Raw genomic sequence first — 23,858 nt, 5'->3', positions numbered from 1 at the left:
AGTTTAAAAGATTAGGTACGCATATTGGATAAAGGGTGAAGCGAAATTCACTTCACCCCAACATTTGACGTTGAACCGGAAAATCTACAACTGGTAGAACAATTATCAGACTTTATGAACCAACAGATGGAAAAATTATTTTTAAGGGTAAAGACATCACACATATGTCTGAAAGCGAACTTCGAAGAACAGTTCGTAAAGATATCCAAATGGTTTTCCAAGATCCGTTTGCAACACTGAATCCAAGAAAAACATTGCGTTCTATTATTAAAGAACCTTTGATAACACATAACCTTTACACTGCGAAAGAACGTGAAGAAAAGGTTAAAGAATTAATGGAGACTGTTGGTCTAAACTCTTCATTCATAAACAGATATCCACATGAATTCTCTGGTGGACAACGTCAAAGAATCGGGATTGCAAGAGCATTAGCACTTAATCCTGAACTAATCATTGCAGACGAACCTGTATCAGCACTTGATGTTTCGATCCAGGCTCAGGTTATTAACTTAATGGAAGACCTTCAAGATGAATTTGGTCTAACATATATCTTTATCTCCCATGACTTAAGTGTTGTACGACACATAAGTGATAGAGTTGGAGTTATGTATTTAGGTAAAATGATGGAATTAGCAAACAAAGAAGATTTATATGCTGATCCACTCCACCCATATACACAGGCTCTACTATCAGCAGTTCCTGTTCCACGTAAAGCTGGATCAGTCAAGAGGGAACGTATCGTATTAAAAGGGGAGCTTCCAAGTCCTTCTAATCCACCTACTGGATGCGTATTCCACACAAGATGTCCGGCAGCAACAGATATTTGCCGACAGCTTGTTCCAGAATTCAAAGAAGTTAAAACAGGGCATTTTGTTGCTTGTCACCTTTATGAATAAAGGTGACAGCACAGAATATATAGATTCTTTGAAGGGGGGAGATATCACCTAAGAGGGATCAGTACAAGTATTAAAAACTAAAAATTCAAACAAAACGATAGGGGGAAACAAACGTGAAGTTAAGAAAGAGTTTATGGCTATTTTTAGTCCTAACATTAGTAATGTCACTTTTCTTAGCAGCTTGTTCAGGTAATGAAGGAGCTTCTACAGACAAAGAAGAACCAGAAACAGAAACACCTGCAAATGAAGAGGAACCAGCAGCAGAAACTGGTCCAGTTGATGGTGGAGACCTTGTAGTAGGATCTGCAGGTAGCCCAACATTATTCAACCCATATTTCTCAACTGATACAGCTTCAAGTGATATCGAAGGATTCATCTATAATGGATTAGTAACAGTTGACTTAGAATTAAACGTAGTAAATGACCTAGCTGAAGACATTCAAGCTTCAGAAGATGGTTTAGAGTACACAGTTAAACTTAAGCAAGGTGTAAAATTCCATGATGGAGAAGAAATGACTGCTGATGACGTAGTATTCTCTTATGGATTAATGAAAAACCCAGATGTAGTATCTGAGCGTAAATCTAACTTTGAAAGCATGGAAAAAGTTGAAAAGATTGACGACTACACAGTTAAATTTACTTTAAACAAAGTAGACGTAACTTTCTATCCAACAACTTTAAGCTATTCAGTATTACCTGAACATATCTTAGGTGACGCTGATCCTGCTACATTACATGAAAATGAATTCAACACTAAGAGCCCAATTGGTACTGGTCCATTTAAGTTCGAAGAGTGGAAAGATGGCGAGTATGTAAAAGTAGTAGCATTTGATGACTATTTTGATGGTCGTCCACACTTAGATTCAATCACTACTAGATACGTTGCTGATGCTAACGCATTAGTTGCTGCTTTACAAGCTGGCGAAATCGATATGTACAATGCAGTACCAGGTACTGAAATTGAAACTGTAAGAGCTATCGAAGGAACTAAGGTTGAAGAAGGTTTAGCATTATCTTATACTTACCTTGCATTCAACATGCAACAAGACAGATTTAAAGACAAGAAAGTACGTCAAGCATTTACACATGCTGTTAACAAAGATGCAATTGTAGAAAGCATTATGAACGGTGCTGGTCAAGCTGCACAAGCTCCAGATAGCCCATTAATGTGGACTTACAATGACGATGTACCTCAATTTGATTATGATTTAGAAAAAGCTAAAGCTTTACTTAAAGAAGCTGGATGGGAAGATACAAACGGAAATGGTATTGTTGATAAAGATGGCGAAGAAATGTCATTCACTATCAAAACAAACCAAGGTAACAAAGTTCGTGAAGATATCGCTGTAGTATTACAACAACAATTCAAAGAAATTGGTGTTGAAGCAAAACCTGAAATCGTTGAATGGTCTGCTTTCATTGAGCAAATCTCTGCTCCAAACTGGGATTACGATGCAATGATCTTAGGATGGGCTTTATCAACATTCCCTGATCAATATGACATTTTCCACTCAAGCCAAGCTGAAGAAGGTTTAAATATGACTTGGTATAGCAACCCTGAAGCTGATAAGTTAATGGAAACTGCTAGACAAACAACTGATATTGAAGAGTACAAAAATATTCACAAAGAGCTTTACCAAATTCTTGTTGAAGACCAAGCTTACACTTACTTGTACTACCCAACTGAATTCCGTGCTATGCCGGAAGAATTACAAGGTTATGAATTCCATTCAAGATCACCATTCTACAATGCACACAAATGGTGGTTACAACCTGCTGAATAATTTATTACACACAACATGAAGTACAACAGAGGGAAGGGTTATTTTTCCCTTCTCTCTTTATTTATGAAATCGAAAATTACCAGACAGTTGTAATTGCTTTCTGGATAAGTTATAGAATCTATTAATTTATTGTGAAGGAGAAATAGCTATGGTATCTTATATCATCCGTCGAACTTTAATGGCTATTCCCCTATTATTAGGTATTACCATCATCTCATTTGCAATAATGCATATGGCTCCTGGTGATCCAACAGCATTATTGATGGACCCTAATATTAGTGCAGCAGATAGAGAAGTTGTTATGGAAAAGTATGGTCTAAATGACCCGATTCATATTCAATATTTCAAGTGGTTAGGTAACATGCTCCAAGGTGACTTTGGAGATTCAATTATTAATAAAGGAAGAGACGTTTCTGAATTAATTTGGAATCGACTACCGAATACACTATTGTTGATGGTTGCCTCAACAATATTAGCAATTGTTATTGCAGTACCATTTGGAGTAATTTCAGCAGTTCGCCCTTATTCTAAGGTTGATTATACTGTAACAGTAACATCTTTCTTAGGACTAGCTACTCCAAACTTCTGGTTTGGCTTAATCTTAATAATGATTTTCTCTGTACATTTACATTGGTTCCCTGCTTCAGGTACTCAAACTCTGAACGCACCGTTTAGCATTTGGGATCGTATACACCATTTAATTATGCCTGCGTTTGTATTAGCAACAGCTGATATGGCAAGTTTAACAAGATATACTCGTTCAAGTATGATCGAGGTTGTTAATCAAGACTATATGAGAACTGCTAGAGCAAAAGGTTTTAGAGAAAGAAAAGTAATTGTAAAGCATGGATTACGAAATGGGTTAATTCCTGTTATTACAATATTTGGATTAATGCTACCAAGTTTTATCGGTGGATCAGTTATCGTAGAATCAGTATTTGGCTGGCCGGGTCTTGGTAAATTGTTTATCGATTCAGCATTCCAACGTGATTATCCAATTGTAATGGCAATCACTGTTATTTCCTCTGTCCTAGTAGTACTAGGAAACCTTATTGCAGATATACTATACGCTGTCTTCGATCCGAGAATTGAATACTAAAAGGGGGGAATAGAGATGGCACAACCGAACTTAGCACCAGGAAATGATATTGAATTGCAAGGATTAAATACAAAAGCTGATACATTAACTAAAATAATGGTTCGAAAATTCTTTAAAAATAAGCTTGCTGTCATAGGGATAATACTATTAACGATTATTATTGTTTCAGCACTCTTAGCACCATTATTAACACCACATGAACCCGATAAACAAGATCTTTTAAAAAGACTTGCAAAGCCTAGCGGTGAGCATTTATTAGGTACAGACACTTTTGGTCGTGATATTCTTACACGTTTGTTATTTGGAGCTAGAATTTCATTACTAGTTGGTTTTGCATCAGTAGTAGGAGCAATTACAATTGGTACTGCTCTAGGAGCAATTGCAGGGTATTTTGGTGGAATAATAGATGCAATGATTATGCGCTTTGTTGATATCATGCTATCAATTCCACAGATTTTCTTACTTATCACGTTAGTAACAATCTTTAATCCAGGTGTTGATAAGTTAATTCTTATCTTTGCACTTACAGGCTGGATGGGTACTGCCCGTTTAGTACGTGGAGAATTTCTCTCTTTACGTAGTCGTGAATTCGTATTAGCATCCAAAACTATCGGTACTAGAAGCTTTACAATTATCTTCAAAGAAATTTTACCTAATGCAATGGGGCCTATCATTGTAGCTGCAACACTTTCAATTGGTGGGGTTATCCTTGCAGAATCAGCACTAAGTTACTTAGGTCTAGGAATTATGCCACCAACACCAAGTTGGGGGAATATGCTACAAGGTGCACAAAGTATAACAATCATGCTTAATAACTGGTGGGTACCAACTGCACCCGGTTTAATGATTTTGATCACAGTTCTTTGCTTTAACTTTGTAGGTGATGGACTACGTGACGCGTTAGATCCGAAAATAAATGAGTAGAAAAAGCCAAGATGCCACTTGGCTTTTTCTTTTGTTCTGTTTTAGAATACATATTTGTTTTTTAACTAAATTCAGTAATGAATACAATGATTGTTCCATAGATTATAGTAATAAAGAATGGACAAGTTGGTGTTAAGATGAATCAATTTAATTATACATACTTGGCAGGTTCTAGTAGTGGGTAGGGCCTTTGTCTTTCTAATTGGGTTTGGACTTGCTGTTTCTGGTGGAATTAGTACAATAGCCTATTTGAATCTTTTAACAACTGGTTATAGTTTCATAGAATACTTAACTTTTATATCTGGGAGAGTCGAGTGTTATCTATTTATCGTTGGAATGGCAATGAGTTGGATTAGTATTTACTATCCAAATAACCACTCGAATGATTGAAGATATTTCTTACATTACATGAATATTATGGAATAAAACCTTACCTTTCTGCCTATACTGTTGACAAACAGCTTTGAAGTGAGGGGTAATAAATGTTGTATCTTCATGATATTTGGGTTAATTGGTTTGAAGGTGAAGAAAATGGCTACAACGTTTGCCACTTTCATGAATGGCGAAAAGACGACAGTGTGGAACTGTTGGACCAAGTACCTTTATTAAAAGTTGAATCGCCCTTATTTAATTACATCGAAAATGATTTGATGGAACTACCTCAACAGTTATTAGGTGACATTCACCAAAAAGCATACGTTCGAAAAAATCATGAGAGAATTCAACTTGATTATTGTTTTGTAGTAACTGACGGTCAGGGTATCATTGCAGTTGATACAATCGGATACAACCTCCCGATTCGAAAAAGTAGGTTAATTCCTAGACAAGAACAACTTGTATATGAAATGGTAAGTGGGCATGAGCCGATTCCTTATACATTTGAAAAGAAAGAAGTACATAAGGAAAAGGAATATCACATTCTGTCACCATCACCTATTGAAATGGCAGGTTTAACACGTAAAGAAAGACAGTTGAAACAATTATTGTTTATGGCATTAGACCAATTGGCATCAACAAAGAATGTTGCAGAAATTAGATATTGGTATACAGAATGGAATCCGGCAAGGTATCATGTTATCCAGGAGATGGAGTTTGAAGAGGCTTGGAAAAACCTTTATGAAGAAACAAGACATGGATGGACAAGCAAGCATGAACAGTTATGTGAGAACCTTATTAAAGGTCAACCGTTTTTTGAAAAACTTTGGGAAATTGAACATGAATCAAAGGTATAAAAAAGGATTTGTTTCGCACAAATCCTTTTTTTGATTCATATCTATTTTCGTTTTCGACCAAGACCCATAGCATTTTCCATCTTCTTGGCAGTTTTACTTGCAACTTTATTTGCTTTTGATGCACCAGAGTCTAAAATTTCGTCTAGTATTGGAGAATCAATAATCTCATAATATTTGTCTTGAATTGGTTTTAATCCGTTAATAACTACTTCAGCAAGATCTGCTTTAAATTCCCCATAACCTTTTCCTTCATAATTTGCTTCAATCTCTGAAATCGATTGATTACTAAATGAAGAGTAGATTGTTAGAAGATTTGAGATACCAGGTTTATTTTCTTTGTCATACTTAACAATTCCCTCAGAGTCTGTAACGGCACTTTTTATTTTCTTTTCAATTTGCTTTGGATCATCTAGTAATGTAATAAAAGCTTTTTGGTTAGGATCTGACTTACTCATTTTTTTAGTTGGTTCAGCCAGGGACATGATTCTTGCCCCATCTTTAGGAATTCTTGCATCAGGTATTGTAAAGATTTCTCTATACTTTTTATTAAATCTCTCGGCAATGTCTCTGGTTAATTCAATATGTTGTTTTTGATCTTCACCAACTGGGACAAGGTCTGTATTGTATAGAAGAATATCTCCAGCCATTAATGGTGGATAAGTTAGTAACCCAGCTACAACCGCTTCTTTTCCTTGTGACTTATCTTTAAACTGGGTCATTCTTTCAAGTTCCCCTATATATGAGACACATTGTAACATCCATCCTGCCTGAGCATGTGCAGGGACTTCTGATTGAATAAATAATGTTGATTTCTCTGGGTCAATACCTACTGCTAGATAAAGTGCTGCTAGACTTTTAATGTTTTTTCGTAATTCTAATGGATTTTGTGGAACTGTAATGGAATGCTGATCAACTATACAAAAATAGCAATTATAATCGTTCTGTAATTCTACAAATTGTTTCATGGCCCCGATATAGTTTCCTAATGTAACAGATCCACTTGGTTGAATTCCTGAAAAAATAGTTTTCATACATATTCTCCTTTTTTAATATCATCTGTTCCTGACTTTCTAATTAAGTGATGTTCATTTAAGCAGCAAAAAGAAAACAAAAAACCATTCGCCCACTAACAAATAAATGTTAGGGACGAATGGTTACCGCGTTGCCACCCTAGTTATTTTACATACTGAAGTAATTACCTCTATAGTAAAATCTCTCTATCCTAGTAACGTCAGGAATACGTCTTAGCCTACTACAGTTCAACTAAGAAGCTCCAAAGTCCATTCCATATGCTCCATTATCTGTTCACACCGTCCACAGACTCTCTGTTGGGGTAATCCCCCATTAAATGGTATTCATATGTACTACTCTTTTTCATAGCTACAATATGATTCTTAACTAATTATTATAATGATTATATTTTGAAATGCAAGTGTTGTTTCAAAATAGAAAAGAAAAATGTAAATGATATAGTCATAGCGCATAAGAAATCCTGATTTGAAACAACATAAAAAACGTAATCTTATTTGGAAAATAAGTAATGTACTAAAATCAATACATAACAGGAGGTATTTACTTGAACAAGAAAAATTTATTTTTAAGCATTCTTTTAATAGCAACTCTTTTACTAACTTCATGTGGAACTTTTGATAATAATGCTGATGAAGGTGGCGGTGGGGGAGAAAAAGGTAAGAAGCAAGAACTTCGAATTAATATTAGTTCAGAACCTCCTACACTTCATCCAGGATTAGCTAGTGATTCAACGTCCGGTGTTGTACTAAACCATGCATTTGAGGGGTTGACTCGTCTTGACGAGAATGGGGAACCTCAAGAGGCAATGGCTGAGAAAATTGATGTTTCTGAAGACGGTAAGACTTATACATTTACGATTCGTGATGCTAAATGGTCCAATGGTGATCCAGTAACAGCACATGATTTTGAGTATGCTTGGAAATGGGTAATTGACCCGAAGAATCAATCTGATTATGCTTCACAAATTTATAATTATATTGAAGGTGCGAAAGAAGCATATAATACTCAGGATATAACAATAGATAATATGACAAATGTTGGTATCAAAGCACTTGATGACAAAACTCTCGAGGTTAGACTTATAAACCCAACAGCCTACTTCCTAGAACTGACTGCCTTTTATACTTATTATCCTGTAAACAGTAAGATTGCAAAGGAAAACCCGGATTGGGCTAACCGGGTAGATGAAACATATGTATCAAATGGCCCGTTTAAAATTTCAGATAAATCAGCAACAATAACTCTTGAGAAAAATGAAGACTACTGGGATGCTGACTCAGTAAAACTAACAAAAATTACAATGGATATGATAAATGATCCAAATACGGAATACCAAAGCTTTAAAAAAGGGGAACTTGACTGGGCAGGTGCTCCAACATCATCACTTCCAACTGATGTAATTCCACAATTAGATAAGGAAGGTAGCCTTCAAACGAGTGTAATTGCAGGAACGTACTGGTTCAAGTTTAATATTAATAAGGAACCGTTCCAGAATGAAAATATCCGTAAAGCCTTTGGATATGCTATTAACCGAAAAGCGATTGTAGAAAATGTATCTCAAGGTGGTCAAATACCAGCTATGGCATTGGTACCGACTACAATGATTAAGGAAAATGAAAAAGGTTATTTTAAGGATAATGATGTAGACGCAGCTAAGGAATATTTGCAAAAGGGACTTCAAGAACTTGGATTATCAGATGTATCTGAATTACCCGAGATCGCATTATCCTATAATACATCTGAAGGGCATCAAAAGATAGCACAGGCGATTCAAGATATGTGGAGAAAAGCCCTAGGTGTAGAGGTAACTTTAAATAATGCTGAGTGGAATGTTTATTTAGATAATGTTGATCAAGGAAATTTCCAAATTGCAAGAGCTGGTTGGTTAGCAGACTTTAATGACCCAGTCAACTTCCTTGAAATATTCACTGAACCTAAAGGAAATAACGATACGGGTTGGACTAGTGAGACCTTTAATAATTTAATTTCACAAGCAGCAGTCGAAGTTGATAAAGATAAGCGGTTAGATATTTTGAAAGAAGCCGAGCAACTTGTTATTAATGAAATGCCGATTGCACCTATTTATTTTTACACAAATAACTGGATTCAAAATGAGAATTTAAAAGGTGTTGTTATATCTCCATTGGGAGATGTTCAATTCAAATGGGCTTACTTCGAATAAACCGGCGATTAAGATAGCAGGAACAAGTAAGGTATATAGAAAGCACTATATACCTTACTTTCCTTAGAACGTCCCATTCGGCATTGGAGGTGTTACAAGTGGCAAAATATATCATTAAGCGTCTGATATATATGCTTTTATCATTGGTCTTGATCATAACTGCCACATTTTTTCTAATGCAAGCAGCTCCAGGTGGACCTTTTACAAAGGAAAAAGATGTACCACCAGAAATTGAGGCAGCACTTAATGCGCATTATGGTTTAGATCAGCCATTATATAAACAGTATTTTGACTATTTATCTGATGTTGCAAGATGGGATTTTGGCCCATCGTTCAAATATAAGGCAATGACGGTAAACGAGATCATTAATAGAGGGTTTCCAATCTCTTTATTCCTTGGTATAGAATCGATTTTAATAGCGATATCGTTAGGCGTGCTGCTTGGAGTAATAGCGGCTCTATATCATAATAAATGGCAGGATTATACGGCTATGATTATTGCAGTATTGGGTATCTCAGTACCAAGTTTTATTTTAGCAACTGTTTTACAATACGTATTTGCAATTAAACTTGGTCTCTTTCCTGTGGCAAGGTGGGAATCGTTTATGCATACTATTCTTCCTGCTATTGCTCTTGCTTCAACCCCGATGGCGTTTATTGCAAGGTTAACTCGTTCAAGTATGCTAGAGGTTTTAGCAAATGATTATATTCGAACTGCGCGTGCAAAGGGGTTAGCTAAACGTACTATTACCATTAAACATACAATTAGGAATGCAATGCTACCAGTCGTATCTTACATGGGGCCACTAACTGCAGGTATATTAACAGGTAGCTTTGTTATTGAGAAAATCTTTGGAATCCCTGGTCTTGGTGATGAGTTTGTAACAAGCATTACGAACCGTGATTATACCGTCATCATGGGAGTAACCGTATTTTATAGTATCTTACTACTAGCTTCTGTTCTCCTTGTAGATATTTTATATGGATTAATTGATCCTCGCATTAAACTTGGGGCGAAGAAAGGAAGTTAATATATGCAGCAAATTCCAAAGGAAATGTTTGCACCAGCTACTTTTAATGAGAAGGATGCAGAAAAAATCTCCAAACCAAGTTTATCCTTCTGGAAGGATGTTATTTCTCGGTTCCGTAATAATAAGTTAGCTATTGCTGGAGTAGTACTTCTCATCCTATTGTTAATTATGGCTATTTTTGGTCCGTTAATGACACCATATGATTATCGAACCACTGATCTTACTAGTGCAAATGATGCACCATCTAGTGCACATTGGTTTGGTACAGATGAACTAGGTAGAGATGTATTTACGCGCACATGGGAAGGAGCGCGTATATCGTTATTTATCGGCCTGGCTGCAGCGGTCATTGACTTAGTAATTGGAGTCATTTGGGGTGGTATTTCAGGCTTTGCTGGCGGAAAAATAGATGAATTAATGATGCGTTTTGCAGATATTCTCTATGGCGTTCCGTATTTATTACTAGTTATTTTACTTATGGTAATTTTTGAACAAGGATTAGGTACTATGATTCTTGCTATGACAATTACTGGATGGATCAATATGGCTAGAATTGTGAGAGGACAAGTCCTACAGCTGAAACACCAGGAATATGTCCTTGCTTCACAAACACTAGGTGCTAATGTCTCTCGTATTATGTTCAAGCATCTAATCCCGAATTCAATGGGGCCAATACTAGTTACGATGACATTAACAATACCTAATGCAATTTTCACAGAGTCATTTCTTAGTTATTTAGGTTTAGGTGTTCAGGTTCCACTTGCAAGCTGGGGAACAATGGCATCTGAGGGTTTACCCGCCTTTGAATATTATCCGTGGCGTTTGTTTTTTCCAGCAATATTAATCTGTATCACAATATTTGCTTTTAATGTAATAGGTGATGGACTACGGGATGCGTTAGATCCAAGGTTACGCAAGTAAGGGAGTGAGCATAATGGATAAATTATTAGAAGTTAAGGACCTAGAAGTCTCATTTCAAACCTATGCGGGTGAAGTAAAAGCAGTACGCGGAGTCAATTTTGATGTCTATAAAGGAGAAACCCTAGCAATAGTTGGTGAATCCGGTTCTGGAAAAAGCGTAACCTCTCAAACAATAATGAAGCTTATCCCTATGCCGCCGGGAAAAATTACGAACGGACAAATCTTATTTGATGGTGAAGACATAGTAACTAAAAGTAATAAAGAGATGGAGAAAATAAGAGGCAAGGACATTGGAATGATTTTTCAGGATCCAATGACCTCTCTAAATCCTACCATGAAAATTGGGATGCAGATTATGGAGGTACTCACAAAGCATCAAAATATGTCCAAGGGCAATGCGAAGGATCGAGCCATTGAGTTACTAAGGTTAGTTGGTATTCCAATGCCAGAGAAGCGTGTCAATCAATATCCCCATGAATTTAGTGGTGGTATGAGACAACGTGCAATGATAGCGATTGCTTTGGCTTCCAGCCCAAAACTTTTGATTGCCGATGAGCCAACAACTGCTCTTGATGTAACGATACAAGCACAAATATTGGAGCTTATGAAAAAGCTTCAAAAGAAATTAGAGACTTCCATTATTTTTATTACACATGATTTAGGTGTTGTGGCAAATGTGGCTGATCGCGTTGCTGTTATGTATGCCGGTAAAATAATTGAAACAGGAACCGTTGATGAGATATTTTATGATCCAAAACATCCGTATACATGGGGATTACTTTCTTCGATGCCTAGTTTAGACAACGATAATGATGAAGAACTGGCAGCAATACCTGGTTCACCTCCGGATTTAACAAATCCTCCAAAAGGGGACGCCTTTGCACCTCGGAATAAATATGCAATGAAGATTGATTTCGAACAAGAACCACCAATGTTTAAAGTTTCCGACACACACTATGCAGCAACCTGGTTATTGCATCCTGATGCGCCAAAGGTTGAACCTCCAGAAGCGGTACGTAGAAGAATGAAGAACTTCTCATCCTCAGCAAAAGGGAAAGGATGATGAATGAATGGCTGAAAATCAAAAGCTATTAGAAATAAAAAATTTAAAGCAATATTTTAATGTAGACAAGCCTAATATGGTAAAGGCTGTAGATGGGATTACGTTTGATATTTACAAGGGAGAAACGTTAGGATTAGTTGGTGAATCAGGTTGTGGAAAATCGACGACAGGTAGAACGATTATACGGTTATATAATGCTACTGGCGGTGAAGTACTTTTTAATGGTGAAAATGTTCACGGAAGGAAATCAAAATCTGAACTAAAGAAGTTTAACCGTAAAATGCAAATGATTTTTCAAGACCCTTATGCATCATTGAATCCAAGGATGACTGTAGCGGATATAATTGCGGAGGGGATTGATATTCATGGTTTAGCAGCAAATAAGAATGAAAGAATGCAGAAGGTTTACGAGCTGCTTGAAACAGTTGGTTTGAATCGGGAGCATGCAAGTCGGTATCCACATGAATTCAGTGGTGGACAGCGGCAGAGAATAGGAATTGCACGTGCTCTAGCAGTTGATCCTGATTTTATTATAGCTGATGAACCAATATCTGCTCTTGATGTTTCCATTCAGGCTCAAGTTGTTAATTTAATGAAAAAACTTCAAAAGGATAAAGGACTTACTTATTTATTTATTGCTCATGATTTATCAATGGTGAAGTATATCAGTGATCGTATAGGTGTTATGTATTTTGGGAAAATTGTAGAACTAGCAGATGCGGGGGAGTTATACTCAAACCCAATTCATCCTTATACAAAATCCTTACTTTCAGCAATTCCATTGCCTGATCCGGAGTATGAAAGAAATCGCCAAAGAATCTTATACGACCCAAATGACCACGGTTATTCAAAGGATGAAAGTGTAGAACTTCGAGAAATTAAACCTGGGCATTTAGTATCTTGCTCTGAAAAAGAGTTCCAAGAATATAAATCACTCTATTCATAAAAAATGACCTTACACGGGTCATTTTTTTGTTGATAAATACGTACGGTCGGAATTACCACTAATAACAATAGTTTAGAAAACAAAACTATAAATATACAGACAAGAACTTTCATATGATGAAGTAATAAGTAAAGGGTATTTCGTAAACCTAGATAATTTAAAATCTTTCAGAATATATATTGGGCATTGGGCTTACTAAATATGTTTTGCTGCGGTGATTGGAGCGCATGGCACGAGACTCCTCGAAAATGCTTTGCATTTTCTTCGTGCGTGGGAGAATTCAAAGGAGCCTCTCAAAGTCCTGAGGGAAAAGCGTGACCAAGTGAGACCCCGCAGGAGTGTAGCGACGAGGAGGCTCACGGTCCGCCCGCGGAAAGCGAGTGCCAGTAGCGGAAATCACCAGACTTTGTAGCTTCACTCAAAAATTAAAAAGAAAATGAAAAACTTGTCAAAATATGTACTATTTTCTGAGAAACTATCTTAAAATGACAATAGAGTATAGAGGTGAAAGGGGGAGTAATATGAAAAAAATAGTCTCTATCCTATTGGTCTTACTCATTATGCTAACATGTATTCAGCAGCAAGGATATGCAGTGGAAAAGGAAGAAGAGGTAAGAAAGGTCGTCCAACATCAAACAAGCCAAGTTTACATTACAAAAAAAGAAATCCCTGATTTTATTGCTCGCTTTGAGTTCAACTCTGGCCTAACTTTCCAGTATCCAGACGCAGTAAGAGGAATTTATGTAAGTGGTCATTCTGCAGGCGGAGAAAGATTTTCTCAATTAGTAAAATTAATTGATGAAAGTGACTTAAATGCGATGGTTATTGATGTAAAAGAGGATTTCGGTTTTTTAACATATCAACCTGATGAAAACTCAGCATATAAAAAAATAGGCAAGGATTATATTAAGAGTCCTCGGAAGATGTTAGAAACCTTAGAAGAAAAGCAAATATATCCAATTGCCAGAGTAGTTGTTTTTAAAGATACAGAATTAGCAAAAAATCGTCCTGATTTATCATTTAAAGATGGAGATGAGGTATGGGTAAACCGCCGTGGTGAGTCATTCGTTAATCCGTTTTTAAAGGAAGTCTGGGATTACAATGTAGGAATTGCAATTGAGGCAGCAAAGCTGGGGTTCCAAGAAATTCAATTCGATTATGTCCGTTTTCCAGAGGGGTTCGAGAAGAGAGACAACACATTGTCTTATGATATGGGAGAATATAAGAATAGCGACGAATCTAATGTACAAAAACGTGTAGCTGCAGTTACAGACTTTGTAAAATACGCGAAAGATAAATTAGAACCATACAATGTTAAAGTTTCAGTTGATATTTTTGGATATACAGCAACATTACCGGAAGCACCGGGAATTGGTCAAAACTTTTCAAAGATTTCTGACCACGTTGACGTAATTTCATCAATGATCTATCCAAGTCATTGGACATCCTATTTTGGCATCCCACGTCCTGACTTAGAACCATACAGGCTGGTGTCAGAGTATGCGAAGGTTGAAAATTATAAACTAAATCAGTTAGAAAATAGGCCGATTTCACGACCCTGGATTCAGGACTTTACAGCAACTTGGCTTGGTAAAGGGAACTATACTAAATATGGAAAACAGGAAATTGAAGCACAAATTAAAGGCTTAAATGATCAAGGTATACAAGAATTTTTACTATGGAATGCAGGTAACTACTATACAAATGGAGTAGACTATACTCCTTAAAATAAACACCCTCGTAAACAAAGTTACGAGGGTGTTTGCTTTCTCGGATATTATTTTGTCTTTCCGCCTACAGCTTTCCAGCCAGTTTTTACCTTTAAATCACGATTTAAAATATCTGAGCCTGTTTTTCCACCAAATACTCTTTCTCCAACTCCGTTTGCAATTACGCCCATTGTTGCAGTAATGCCAATAACAAGAATTGTAAGTAAAGCAAGATCAAGTATGTATGCTGCCATGAATATCCCTCCATGAATGAACATCATACTTCTATTTTATTCTAAGTTTAGACTGAATAAAAGGGGGAATATCTAATTTTAGAAATATCCTTTGCGAACTTGAATAAACTAAGTATGTTAAAAACAGTCGAAGGAGAAGGTAAATGAATTGGTACGAAAAGCTTAATCAGTATTTTCCAATTGAAGAGATGAAATCGAAGGAGCATATGGAGACTTTACTTGAAGAAAAGGGAGACATTTATCATAAGGATGAAGGTCAGTACCATGTACTAATGTATGTGGAATTAGATTCTTTTATATTTATCGACTATCTTTTTGTGTCGAAGGATGCTCGTGGGCAAGGTCTTGGACACAAATTAATTGAGAAACTGAAAGAAAAAGGAAAGCCGATTATTTTAGAAGTAGAACCAGTTAACTACGAAGACACAGACACAGCAAAAAGACTAAAGTTCTATAAACGTGAAGGCTTTGAACATGCCCAATCAATAGGTTATCAGAGAAGATCTCTTGCTACTAATGAAATAAATCAAATGGAAATATTATATTGGTCGCCTACAAATGAATCTGAAGAAAATATATATGATGCGATGAAGAAAACGTACGTGTTAATTCATAAATACAAGGATAAAGAATTGTACGGTGAATCATATCAGGACGTTGCAGATGTATTATCATTTAACGAAGGAAATGATAATACGGATATCCTGAAAGACATCTAAATATGTAAAATGAAGGAGAGTGGGACTACCACTCCTTTTTTTATCTCCTCATTATACTTGATTACCTTAATATTTCTTTAAAATTGTCTATCTTTCTAAGATAATTTACGGTATAATAATTAAAGAAATTACTTAATTAAATTTATTTTAATCTAGAAATAAACATCCATGACCATTCATGCTGATTGTTAAGTAATAATCAACCTAAAAAGGAGTGATAAGGTTAATGGTTACTCTTTATTCTTCTCCAAGCTGTACTTCTTGTCGTAAAGCAAAGGCATGGTTGGAGGAACATGAAATTCCATATCAAGAAAGAAACATTTTTTCCGATTCTCTTTCAATCGAAGAGATTAAGGAAATTTTACGTATGACAGAGGATGGTACAGACGAGATAATTTCTACTCGTTCAAAAGTATTCCAAAAGTTGAACATAAATCTCGAAACATTGCCACTTCCGGATCTTTACAAATTAATTAAAGACAATCCTGGTCTACTTCGTCGCCCTATTATCATCGATGAAAAAAGACTACAGGTTGGTTATAATGAGGATGAAATTCGTAGATTCCTCCCTAGAAAGGTTCGTACCTTCCAACTTAAAGAAGCACAAAGATTAGTAAATTAATTTAATGACATAAACTTCTACAAATTTGAGTTTGTAGAAGTTTTTTGTATTTATTTTTCCCAGAAGCCAAAGAAATTTTTAGTAAATAGGACGTTTTACTCGTGTTCTCTTCGAATTCATATTATAATGTAACGTAATAAAGTGAATGAGTAAATTTACTTTAGTAGTCCATGTAGCGAATGTATTTATACTAATTAATGGTCATATGACTGTTTTTAAAAAATTTCGCTTTTTTATTTCCATTCGCATACCTTTTAACATAAAATAAAAGTACAAGATATACACTTATATTCTTAAATTAATAAGATTATTCTTAGTGATTTATGGGAAAAGTGAATAAAAGGGCATCTGGCTCGGGGGTATAACGTCCCTTCAAAATCTGAGCAAGAAGGGAGAGGTTCCGTAAATGGAAATCGAACGAATCAATGAACATACAGTTAAGTTTTATATTTCATATAAAGATATAGAGCAACGTGGATTTGAGCGTGAGGAAATCTGGTATAATCGTGAGCGAAGTGAAGAGCTCTTTTGGGAAATGATGGATGAAATACATCAGGAAGAAGAGTTTACGGTTGATGGACCTCTATGGATCCAAGTGCAGGCGTTAGAAAAAGGCTTAGAAGTTCTTGTGACCAGGGCACAATTATCGAAGGATGGGAATAAATACGAACTTCCTGTTGATGATGATAAAATGCCGGTGGATGAAAAGATTGAGTCTTTATTAGATCAGCATTTCAATCCTAGATATGACGACGATAAAGACTTTATTGAGGAGCTTGATGAGGATAACTTCCAATTCTTAATCCGCTTTAATGACTTTGAAGATTTAGTATCTCTTGCACATCGTGTCTCTCTAGATGGACTAAATAATACAATGTATTCGTTTGAGGGAAAGTACTTTTTGTATATTGAGCTTAATGAGGAATTTTACACAGAGGATGAACTCGAAAATATGCTCAGTATCGTACTTGAATACGGACAGGAATCTTCACTCTCAATACATCGAATTGAGGAATACGGAAAAAAAATTATCGAAGAAAATGCATTAGAAGTAATGGCTAAGCATTTTTCATTATAGAAAAAGGTCGATTTCATTTATGGAATCGGCTTTTTTTGTTGGAAAAGGTGTTTTGTGGATTGCTTATAGAAAGCTTTTTAGGTGTATCTCAAGGAGAAGATGCGAAACCGAATGGAGGAAAGAAGGCAAAAGGTGTATGGCAAGGAGGAGAAGCGAAGCACGTATTATGGGAAACAATGTAGGCATGTATAGCAAGCGGGAGAAACGAAGTAAGCACGTATTATGGAAAATAAGGTTAGAGTGTAGCAAGGGGGAGATACGAAGCACGTAAGAAGGAAAAAAAGGCAAAAGGTGTATCGCAAGCAGTTGGTACGAAGCACGTATCAGAGTAATTAGCCCAACTGTGTATAGCTAGAAGCAGAACAAGAAAATATATAGTACTTATAACATTTGTATGATATCCTAGCCTAGTAAAAAGAAAAATATTGTTTTAAAAAAGGAGCTGAAGCTATTGTTTGTTGCGTTACGCGAAAATGGGGAATATATATCACTTGTGACAAAGGGGAATCGCAATGAGTTACTAGAGTTACGAAAAAGAGAAACTTTTACTTGTCCAGCCTGTAAACATGGTGTGCAGTTAAAACTAGGTACAAAGATTACCCATCATTTTGCCCACCTAAAAGGTGCAGAATGCACGGTTAAAACAGAGCCTGAGTCAGAGTACCATCTACGAGGAAAAAGACAGTTGTTTAATTGGTTCAAAGCTCAAACGTATCAGGTCGAACTCGAACCATTTTTACCAGATATCTCACAACGCCCTGATCTCCTGGTTACACTTCAAGACAAGAGATATGCCATAGAATATCAGTGTTCTCCAATAGAGTACTCTTTGTTTAAAAAAAGAACTGATTCGTTTAAAAAGCTTGGCATTGTACCCATATGGATTCTCGGTGCAAAATGGTTTAATAGAAAATCCGCAAACACTATCTCTCTATCTTCCTTTCAATGGTTCTTCGCTAGAACAAATCTACAACATAAGAATCCTACCATCCTTTATTATTGTCCGGAATCTTCACATTTTCTAAAAGTGACCAATATTACTCCTTTTACCTCGAGTGAAGCAATCTGCACTATAAACCCACTAAAAGAAGGTAAAACTACTTTGCCAACATTACTAGAACCCTTGCCCCTACATACCAACTTCACAAAATTTGGCCGCAAAAAAAGATTAAGTGGAGAATACAATATTCTGCTTTTCCTACTAAAACCACTTTCCTGACCACCTTGTATATTAATAAAATACCACCAGCCCATTTACCAGCGGAAGCGGGGTTGCCAGTTCCTTCAATGTGTTGTTTCCATACCCCGGCAATGATCTGGCAGATGTGGATTCTACTTGATATCATTATTCCTGGTAAACTAGGAAGTACATTCTTTTTCTCAACCGTCATGCAAGCAGTTACTAAAAGAATTAAAGAAGGAGAAATCACTATAAGGCAGTTACCTTCGATAGCTTATTCGCCATTTTCACTTGCAGTAGAGGAATACATCGATGTGTTATGCTATCTTGATATTATCAAAAAGGTCAGTCGTACAGGCTATAAAAAGTTGAGAGAAATCTCAATCCCAACTAACCTAGAACATGCATTTGAGTTAGATAAGCAAATATGGGAACTGTTGCCAAGAATGAGTGCTATATCGAATGGTAAATCATAATATAGGTAGAGAATCGAATTCAAAAAACTTAAACATTTTCTTAAAAAAAGGAGATTGTCTGTTTCGTATCGAATACCTTTTTTATCACTTAATATAGGAGGTTTAACAGATGTCAGAACAAACAACAGTGAAGAAACTCCCTACCAGGAAAGAAATTGCTGAACAGGATAAGTGGAAACTAGAGGATATATTTGCTTCAGATATGGATTGGGAAAAGGAATTTCAAGAAGTAAAAGAGATGATTCCCGGGATTAACAATTTTCAAGGAAAACTTGGTGAGTCTGCTGATTCACTTTATGAAGCCCTTGCCTACCAAGATGCCATTTCAGAACGTATGGGTAAGCTTTATACATATGCTCACATGAGATATGACCAAGATACAACTGATTCATTTTATCAAGGCTTACATGACCGTGCGACAAACCTTTATACACAAGTAGGAAGTGCACTTTCCTACATTGTTCCTGAAATTTTATCTATTGACGAAGACAAAATTAAAGGATTTTTAAATGAAAAAGAAGAGCTAAAGGTTTACGAACATGCATTAAATGATATCAACCGTGAACGCCCACATGTTCTTTCTGCAAAAGAAGAAGCGTTACTTGCGCAAGCATCTGAGGTAATGGATTCTTCAAGTAATACGTTTGGAATGCTTAATAATGCCGATTTAACTTTCCCGACAATCAAAGATGAGAACGGGGAAGAGGTTGAAATTACACATGGACGATATATTCGCTTCCTAGAGAGCTCTGATCGTAGAGTGAGAGAAGAGGCATTTAAGGCAGTTTACGAAACTTATGGCAAGTATAAAAATACATTTGGCAGTACTTTGAGCGGGACTGTAAAGAAAGATAATTTTAATGCTCGTGTACGCAATTATAAATCTGCTCGTGAAGCAGCATTAAGCAGCAATAATATACCTGAAACTGTCTATGACAATCTAATAAATACTGTTCATGATAATCTTCATTTATTACATCGTTACGTGGATTTACGTAAAAAAGCATTAGGTGTAGAAGAGCTTCATATGTATGATCTTTACACACCTCTTGTTAAAGATGTGAAAATGGAGGTCTCTTATGATGAGGCAAAGGATTATATCCTTAAAGGGCTTTCACCACTTGGTGATGATTATTTACGTGTCCTAAAAGAAGGATTTGAAAATCGCTGGGTAGATGTTCACGAGAACAAAGGTAAGCGCAGTGGAGCTTATTCTTCAGGTACGTATGGTACAAACCCATACATTCTAATGAACTGGCAGGACAATGTTAATAACTTATTTACATTGGCTCATGAATTTGGACACTCTGTTCACAGCTATTATACAAGAAATAATCAACCTTATCCGTATGGAAACTACTCAATTTTCGTAGCAGAGGTTGCGTCAACCTGTAATGAGGCTCTTTTAAATCATTACCTTCTAAAAACAATCGATGATGAGCAAAAACGTCTCTACTTACTAAATCATCAATTAGAAGGATTTAGGGGAACAGTTTTCCGTCAAACAATGTTTGCTGAGTTCGAGCATATCATACATGTAAAAGCTCAAGAGGGAGAAGCAGTGACCCCAGATTTATTAACTCAAATCTACTATGATTTAAATAAAAAATACTTTGGAGATAATATTGTAGTTGACGAGGAAATTGGATTAGAATGGTCACGTATTCCACATTTCTATTACAACTATTATGTATATCAGTATGCTACAGGATACAGTGCAGCGACTGCATTAAGTAATCAAATTTTAGAAGAGGGCCAACCAGCTGTAGACCGTTATATTAATAACTTCTTAAAAGCAGGAAGCTCTGATTATCCAATTGAAGTACTAAAGAATGCAGGCGTTGATATGACGTCTTCAGATCCAATTAAAGAGGCATGTAAAGTATTTGAAGCAACATTGAACGAAATGGAAAAATTACTATCTTAAAAATAGAAGGTATCCCAGTTTAATAGTAAGCCGTTCTTTTGAGGTACCCACATATGAAAAAACGTATATAAAAGCAATTATAAAAGCAGTGGATTTCACATTAGAAATCACACTGCTTTTAATATGGTAAAATTAGTAAAGATGCTTATTGTACTAACGGAACAAAATGTTTAAGTGTAATGATTCACAATTCGCATTGTTTAATATTGTTAAAGATCGCTTGGGGATAAGATTTTAGTTAGTATAAACATTATAAATATTTCATTTAAACTAAACCGATTTCAGTATGAACAATCTGGAGGAGAAATGGTCCCTGAATATTATAAAGAGATACACGGGCAGGAGTATTAACTACAGTATTTCCAATAATTATAGTGAAAGAAAAAAGACCGTGCGTATTTTGTACGGTTTTTCCTATATTATTGTAAGATATTTGAGTTTATAGCGTCTTATATGCAAGGAGGTGAGATGGTGACACAGCTTGAGGAAATTTATAATAAATACTTTAAAGATGTATTTTTATATGTGTATAGTTTGTCTGGCGATAAGCATATCGCTGAAGATATCACTTCGGAAACTTTTATGAAGGCATTAACATCGCTAGACAGTTTCAGAGGGGATAGTGATATTCGTGTTTGGTTATGCCAAATTGCCAAAAACAGTTATTACTCTTACTTGCGTAAGAAAATAAGCTTTGTAGATTTGGAGTCACTTCCGGAATCAGCTAGTGAAGACAATGTAGAACAAGAAATAACCACTTCGGAAGCGTCTATGAAGGTACATGAAATTATCCAGAATTTAAAAGAGCCATATAAAAAAGTCTTTACGCTCCGTGTATTTGGAGAACTGTCATTTAAGCAAATTGGCAAATTGTATGCAAAAAGTGATAACTGGGCTTGTGTTACTTATCACCGTGCTAGAGAAAATATTAAAGCGCGATTGGGGGATTATCGATGAAAATTAGCTGTATTATGATTAGGGATATACTGCCGTTATATGTCGAGAATATGGCAAGTCAAGATACTAGAGATATCGTTGAAGAACATATAGCTTCTTGTGAAAACTGCAAAAAACGACTTGAAGAAATGAGGACGCTTGAAGAACTGCCAATAGATACTGATATAGCTCCATTAAGAAATATACAAAATACATTGCGAAGGGAAAAGCTGCAAACGATTATTCTTTCAGTCATGGTAACATTGGTTTTTGCAGTGGTTACAATGGCTTATCTGACAGCGCCAGCATACATTTCTTATAATGAAAATGCGGTTTCGATCATTGAAAAGGATGACGGAACTGTACTTTTGAATTTTAGTGAAGAAGTCTCCGGATTCCATGTAGAACAATATCAAGCAGCAGACAATACAGGTTATGTCTATGATATAACTACATGGGAAACGATTTGGCACCAGAAAATAAGAAAAAATCACCTAAAAAATACTGTCTTAAACCCGAATGGAGAATCGGTCGCTTCTATCTATTATTACAATACCGATGGAAGTGAAAATATTTTAATTTTTGGAGATCCAATAACGGATGGTTCTGTCGTTACGTTACCTAGGCTAGTTTTAAACTACTATGTGATGTTTGCTATAGGATTTTTACTTATTTGTGGAATTGGATTGGCCATATTCCGTAAGAATGAAAAAATAAGAAATGGACTAGAAAAGATTATTCTATTGCCTATCTCCTACCTGTTTGCTCACTTAACTATAAAAGGTCTTCACTCTACAACTTACCTTGCTAGACGAGACTTTTATGTAATATTACTAGTTACAATTTCTTTATATTTTGCGTTGTTAGCTGGAAGGAACATATTAAAAAAAATATCAATCAAGAAGCCGAAAAGCACCTTATAATAGTTGTTGCTTTCACTGGTTTATAATAGACACACCATTCAGCGATTTTTTTCTTAATTTCAGTTCTATTTTACTTGATTCGCAAGGTTTTCCTGATGGATTCAGATTTCTAAAAACAGGGCAAAAATACCCTTTGAATTGATTGAAAACCCAAACTCTACTGTCCAGGGCAAGTTGCAGAAGATGGACTCATTATTTCTGATTAATGAGTCCATCTTTCTACAAACGGGAGCTTTCCTTAAAGAAGGGGAAGTGCCTTTTTTGTGGAAGTAATTGTACGAAAGAAGCAGGTTAGTTTAAGAAGGAATTGATTGCCATCATATCGAAATAGATTGTATTAAGCTGAATTGGAGTGTTTACAATGATAAAATTCTTTGAATATAACTGGCAGGTAAGAGATGAGTGGTTTGACTGGTGTAAACAATTAACAATTGAGGATTTATTAAAGAATCGTAAAGGTGGAGTTGGAAATATTTTATATACACTTTTCCATATAATTGATGTGGAATATAGTTGGATTCGTGGTATTCAAGGGAAAGAGGATGTAGTATTTCATTTTGCTGATTATAATACACTTGAAAAGGTTAAATCTCTTTCAGATAATTTACATGTTGAACTAGTTGAATTTTTAAAAACAAATTTAGATGACTTACAAGAAAAGAGTGTCAGTGTTCCTTGGGATGAAGCAAAATACACGGTGAATGACATACTTCACCATATTATTTCACACGAAATTCATCATATCGGACAACTTTCCGTTTGGTCGAGAGAAATGGAACTGCAACCTGTATCCTCTAATTTCGTTGGCAAAGAGTTAAAATCTGTTCAATTTTATTGAACAAACGGGGCAGGTGTGCGGCCGAGCCTAGGTCGTATCATATAGCGGGTGGGATTCCCGCCGAGTAAGAACTAGCCATTCGCTCG

At 35.9% G+C, this 23,858-nt stretch carries 23 protein-coding genes, 1 pseudogene and 1 other annotated feature; of the genes and pseudogenes, 22 read left to right on the top strand and 2 right to left on the bottom strand.

Annotation, left to right across the window (positions count from 1 at the left end):
- Positions 1–77: 77 nt before the first annotated feature.
- From AB3M96_RS23020 to AB3M96_RS22995, 6 genes and pseudogenes are all read left to right on the top strand, one after another.
- Positions 78–896: pseudogene (locus AB3M96_RS23020) on the top strand (ABC transporter ATP-binding protein); the annotation flags it as partial.
- A 113-nt stretch (positions 897–1,009) separates the two neighbouring features.
- The gene (locus tag AB3M96_RS23015) at positions 1,010–2,680 is read left to right on the top strand and encodes a peptide-binding protein (protein ID WP_412969954.1); all 1,671 of its coding nucleotides are present in this window, start codon (positions 1,010–1,012) and stop codon (positions 2,678–2,680) included.
- Positions 2,681–2,828: 148 nt separating this feature from the next.
- Entirely contained in the window at positions 2,829–3,779 is a 951-nt protein-coding gene (locus AB3M96_RS23010) for an ABC transporter permease (protein ID WP_412969953.1), read from the top strand.
- A 15-nt stretch (positions 3,780–3,794) separates the two neighbouring features.
- Positions 3,795–4,703, top strand: coding sequence for an oligopeptide ABC transporter permease (gene opp4C / locus AB3M96_RS23005; RefSeq protein ID WP_412969952.1), 909 nt, complete (start codon positions 3,795–3,797; stop codon positions 4,701–4,703).
- A gap of 177 nt (positions 4,704–4,880) precedes the next feature.
- Positions 4,881–5,093, top strand: a complete 213-nt coding sequence (locus tag AB3M96_RS23000; RefSeq protein WP_412969951.1) for a YuzI family membrane protein — start codon at positions 4,881–4,883, stop codon at positions 5,091–5,093.
- Between the two features lie 92 nt (positions 5,094–5,185).
- Entirely contained in the window at positions 5,186–5,935 is a 750-nt protein-coding gene (locus tag AB3M96_RS22995; RefSeq protein ID WP_412969950.1) for a YjbA family protein, read from the top strand.
- A gap of 41 nt (positions 5,936–5,976) precedes the next feature.
- On the opposite strand, the gene trpS is transcribed toward AB3M96_RS22995, so the two are convergent.
- Positions 5,977–6,966, bottom strand: coding sequence for a tryptophan--tRNA ligase (gene trpS, locus AB3M96_RS22990; RefSeq protein WP_412969949.1), 990 nt, complete (start codon positions 6,964–6,966; stop codon positions 5,977–5,979).
- A gap of 108 nt (positions 6,967–7,074) precedes the next feature.
- Positions 7,075–7,322, bottom strand: a binding site (T-box leader).
- A gap of 189 nt (positions 7,323–7,511) precedes the next feature.
- On the opposite strand from trpS, the gene AB3M96_RS22985 reads away from it, so the two are divergent.
- The 6 genes from AB3M96_RS22985 to AB3M96_RS22960 all read left to right on the top strand — a co-directional run bounded on the left by AB3M96_RS22985 (position 7,512) and on the right by AB3M96_RS22960 (position 14,837).
- Positions 7,512–9,149, top strand: a complete 1,638-nt coding sequence (locus tag AB3M96_RS22985) for a peptide ABC transporter substrate-binding protein (protein WP_412969948.1) — start codon at positions 7,512–7,514, stop codon at positions 9,147–9,149.
- A gap of 98 nt (positions 9,150–9,247) precedes the next feature.
- The gene (locus AB3M96_RS22980) at positions 9,248–10,180 is read left to right on the top strand and encodes an ABC transporter permease (RefSeq protein ID WP_412969947.1); all 933 of its coding nucleotides are present in this window, start codon (positions 9,248–9,250) and stop codon (positions 10,178–10,180) included.
- Positions 10,181–10,183: 3 nt separating this feature from the next.
- Positions 10,184–11,101 carry an ABC transporter permease gene (locus AB3M96_RS22975; RefSeq protein WP_412969946.1) on the top strand — a complete coding sequence of 306 codons (918 nt, stop codon included), beginning with the start codon at positions 10,184–10,186 and terminating at the stop codon, positions 11,099–11,101.
- A gap of 13 nt (positions 11,102–11,114) precedes the next feature.
- Positions 11,115–12,164 carry an ABC transporter ATP-binding protein gene (locus tag AB3M96_RS22970; protein WP_412969945.1) on the top strand — a complete coding sequence of 350 codons (1,050 nt, stop codon included), beginning with the start codon at positions 11,115–11,117 and terminating at the stop codon, positions 12,162–12,164.
- 7 nt (positions 12,165–12,171) lie between these two features.
- On the top strand, positions 12,172–13,110 hold the full coding sequence (locus tag AB3M96_RS22965) for an ABC transporter ATP-binding protein (protein WP_412969944.1): 939 nt from the start codon (positions 12,172–12,174) through the stop codon (positions 13,108–13,110).
- A gap of 521 nt (positions 13,111–13,631) precedes the next feature.
- Complete coding sequence (locus tag AB3M96_RS22960; protein WP_412969943.1) at positions 13,632–14,837, top strand: putative glycoside hydrolase; 1,206 nt, start codon at positions 13,632–13,634, stop codon at positions 14,835–14,837.
- 50 nt (positions 14,838–14,887) lie between these two features.
- On the opposite strand, the gene AB3M96_RS22955 is transcribed toward AB3M96_RS22960, so the two are convergent.
- Complete coding sequence (locus tag AB3M96_RS22955) at positions 14,888–15,073, bottom strand: hypothetical protein (RefSeq protein ID WP_412969942.1); 186 nt, start codon at positions 15,071–15,073, stop codon at positions 14,888–14,890.
- Positions 15,074–15,216: 143 nt separating this feature from the next.
- Here AB3M96_RS22955 and AB3M96_RS22950 point away from each other — a divergent pair, with 143 nt between their 5' ends.
- The 10 genes from AB3M96_RS22950 (at position 15,217) to AB3M96_RS22905 (ending at position 23,772) form a co-directional block, all read left to right on the top strand.
- A complete protein-coding gene (locus tag AB3M96_RS22950; protein WP_412969941.1) occupies positions 15,217–15,792 on the top strand; it encodes a GNAT family N-acetyltransferase in 576 nt (191 codons plus the stop codon).
- A gap of 226 nt (positions 15,793–16,018) precedes the next feature.
- Positions 16,019–16,414, top strand: a complete 396-nt coding sequence (spxA, locus tag AB3M96_RS22945) for a transcriptional regulator SpxA (RefSeq protein WP_412969940.1) — start codon at positions 16,019–16,021, stop codon at positions 16,412–16,414.
- A 406-nt stretch (positions 16,415–16,820) separates the two neighbouring features.
- A complete protein-coding gene (gene mecA, locus AB3M96_RS22940; protein WP_412969939.1) occupies positions 16,821–17,492 on the top strand; it encodes an adaptor protein MecA in 672 nt (223 codons plus the stop codon).
- A gap of 38 nt (positions 17,493–17,530) precedes the next feature.
- Positions 17,531–17,674: a hypothetical protein gene (locus AB3M96_RS22935; RefSeq protein ID WP_412969938.1), complete on the top strand. Its 144-nt coding sequence runs from the start codon at positions 17,531–17,533 to the stop codon at positions 17,672–17,674.
- A gap of 269 nt (positions 17,675–17,943) precedes the next feature.
- A complete protein-coding gene (locus tag AB3M96_RS22930; protein WP_412969937.1) occupies positions 17,944–18,711 on the top strand; it encodes a competence protein CoiA in 768 nt (255 codons plus the stop codon).
- Complete coding sequence (locus tag AB3M96_RS23665) at positions 18,603–19,148, top strand: hypothetical protein (protein ID WP_489672282.1); 546 nt, start codon at positions 18,603–18,605, stop codon at positions 19,146–19,148. Before AB3M96_RS22930 ends, AB3M96_RS23665 begins: the two co-directional genes overlap by 109 nt.
- A gap of 109 nt (positions 19,149–19,257) precedes the next feature.
- Positions 19,258–21,075, top strand: a complete 1,818-nt coding sequence (pepF, locus tag AB3M96_RS22920) for an oligoendopeptidase F (RefSeq protein ID WP_412969935.1) — start codon at positions 19,258–19,260, stop codon at positions 21,073–21,075.
- Positions 21,076–21,543: 468 nt separating this feature from the next.
- Complete coding sequence (locus AB3M96_RS22915; protein ID WP_412969934.1) at positions 21,544–22,032, top strand: RNA polymerase sigma factor; 489 nt, start codon at positions 21,544–21,546, stop codon at positions 22,030–22,032.
- The gene (locus AB3M96_RS22910) at positions 22,029–22,934 is read left to right on the top strand and encodes a zf-HC2 domain-containing protein (protein ID WP_412969933.1); all 906 of its coding nucleotides are present in this window, start codon (positions 22,029–22,031) and stop codon (positions 22,932–22,934) included. The genes AB3M96_RS22915 and AB3M96_RS22910 overlap by 4 nt, the downstream gene beginning before the upstream one ends.
- Before the next feature lie 361 nt (positions 22,935–23,295).
- On the top strand, positions 23,296–23,772 hold the full coding sequence (locus AB3M96_RS22905) for a DinB family protein (RefSeq protein ID WP_412969932.1): 477 nt from the start codon (positions 23,296–23,298) through the stop codon (positions 23,770–23,772).
- Positions 23,773–23,858 lie beyond the last annotated feature (86 nt).

This window comes from Ferdinandcohnia jepli, from assembly GCF_047246645.1.
Lineage (GTDB): Bacteria > Bacillota > Bacilli > Bacillales > Bacillaceae_L > Ferdinandcohnia.
This window is presented reverse-complemented; position numbering and strand designations above follow the sequence as displayed.